Origin of the sequence: Desulfovibrio sp. 1188_IL3213, assembly GCF_036763145.1 — a bacterium.
GTDB lineage: Bacteria > Desulfobacterota > Desulfovibrionia > Desulfovibrionales > Desulfovibrionaceae > Desulfovibrio.
The window spans coordinates 1-2,123 of record NZ_JBAIYR010000388.1 but is presented as its reverse complement, the minus strand read 5'-3'; the positions used below and the strand labels follow the sequence as shown (position 1 = coordinate 2,123).

1 protein-coding gene and 2 pseudogenes are annotated in these 2,123 nt (G+C 61.7%); all 3 read left to right on the top strand.

The features are described from left to right. Positions 1-119: pseudogene (locus V6C16_RS11755) on the top strand (carboxylating nicotinate-nucleotide diphosphorylase); the annotation flags it as partial. A gap of 34 nt (positions 120-153) precedes the next feature. Next, positions 154-1,206, top strand: a pseudogene (nadA, locus tag V6C16_RS11750) (quinolinate synthase NadA); the annotation flags it as partial. Between the two features lie 10 nt (positions 1,207-1,216). After that, positions 1,217-2,123: FAD-dependent oxidoreductase (locus V6C16_RS11745; protein ID WP_333543289.1), on the top strand; the 907-nt coding region annotated here is incomplete at its 3' end.

The window sequence follows — 2,123 nt, the reverse complement described above, 5'->3', positions numbered from 1 at the left end:
TGGAAAACCTGCGCGAACTGGCCCTTACGGCCCCCCGCAGGCCGGACTTCATCTCCGTGGGACGGCTTACCCATTCCGCCGTGGCGGCGGACTTCAGCATGACCCTGCTGTCGGCCTGATGCCGCGCGGGGCTGCCACTTTCAGCACAGGGACAAGACAATGCAAGACATCAGTGCCGGTATTCAGGCTATCAAGCGCCAGCTTGGCGACAGGCTCTGCATCATGGGGCATCACTATCAGAACGATGCCGTGGTGCAGCACTGCGACATCACGGGCGACTCGCTGGAGCTGGCCCGCCGCGTACCCCAGGTCAACGCTGACCATATCGTTTTCTGCGGCGTCTATTTTATGGGTGAATCCGCCGCCTTGCTGGCAAAACCGGGTCAGGCGGTCTATCTGCCGAGCATGGACGCGGACTGTCTCATGTCGCGCATGACCCCCGCCCCCCTGGCCCGCAAGGTGCTGGAACAGCTTTACGCCCTGGGCCGCAAGGTCATTCCCCTGGCCTACGTCAACACCGACCTGGCCCTCAAGGCCGTGGTGGGCGCATACGGCGGGGCCGTATGCACGTCCGCCAACGCGGGCATCATGCTGCAATGGGCCATGAAGCAGGGTGACGGCGTGCTGTTTTTGCCCGACATGCATTTGGGCAACAATACGGCAACGGCCCTGGGCATCGCCCCGCACCAAAGGCATGTGCTGCGCATAGGATCAAAGGGGCTGGTGGAACCGGAAACCCAGGCTCTGGACAGAAAACTGCTGCTCTGGCCCGGCTGCTGCGCCATCCATGCCCGTTTTGACCCTGATGATGTGCGCGAAATGCGCGCCGCGCACCCGGGCTGCCGCGTCATTGCCCATCCCGAATGCCGCGAAGACGTCATCGCCGTTTGCGATGGCGCGGGCTCCACATCCTACCTTATCAAAGACGCGGCCCGCGTGGCCGCGGAAGCTCCGGGTTCCACCCTTATCGTGGGAACCGAGAACAATCTTGTCCACCGCCTTGCAGCCCGCCATGCGGGCCAGTGCCGCATCATCCCTCTGGGGCACGCCATTTGCGGCAACATGGCCAAAGTGACGGAAAAAAAGCTCTGGACTGTTCTTGATGCAATTTGCGCCCAAAAAGCCACCCCTCTGGCGATCGAGGAGGAACTCTGCCCCCCCGCCCGTCTCTCGCTAACCCGCATGCTTGAAGTATGCGGCCAATGAGGTTTGTGCTGTGAATGTCAGTCGCCGTCATGTGCCCGTATTAATTATTGGTTCGGGCATTGCCGGATGCACCGCCGCTCTTACGCTGGCCGATGCCGGGCATGAAGTGCTTCTTATCAACGCCGGAAGCCAGTTGCTGGACGGCAATTCCGAGCTGGCCCAGGGGGGCATCATCTACCGTGCCGATCCCGCCAGAAACGGCGGGGCAGAAACCGCCGGAGCACGAAATAACGATGATGCCGTTGCCTTGGAAAAGGACATCCTTGTAGCGGGACACAATTACAACTACCGCAAGGCCGTGCGCTTTCTCTGCCGACAGGGGCCTTCCTGCGTTGACGACATGCTCATCAAGCGCGCCGGGGTTCCCTTTGACCGCAATGAGGACGGCAGTTTCAACCTTACCCGCGAGGGCGGACACTCCACCCCGCGCATCCTGCATTGCCGCGACTATTCGGGCAGGGCCATTATGGAAGGCCTTACGGCCCAGATCATGGCCCATCCGCGCATCACCCGACTGCACCACCGCGCCGCCATTGACCTTCTTACAAGCCGCCACCACGCCAAAACCTCGCAATACCGATACGAGATCAACAACCGCTGCATGGGCGCGTATGTTCTTAACGAGGAAAGCGGCGAACCGGAAACCATCCTCGCAGACTGGACAGTGCTTGCCACAGGCGGCGTGGGGCAGGTTTTTCTGCATTCCACCAATGCTCCAGGCTGCGTGGGTACGGGCGTTTCCATGGCCTTTCGCGCTGGCGTGGATCTGGCAAATCTGGAATTCATGCAGTTTCACCCCACGGCCCTTTATGAAGAGCGCAGCAACCGCCGCTCGCTCATCACCGAGGCCATGCGCGGCGAAGGCGCGCGCCTGCTCAGCCACAAGGGCCAGCCCTTCATGCAGGGCTACGATCCGC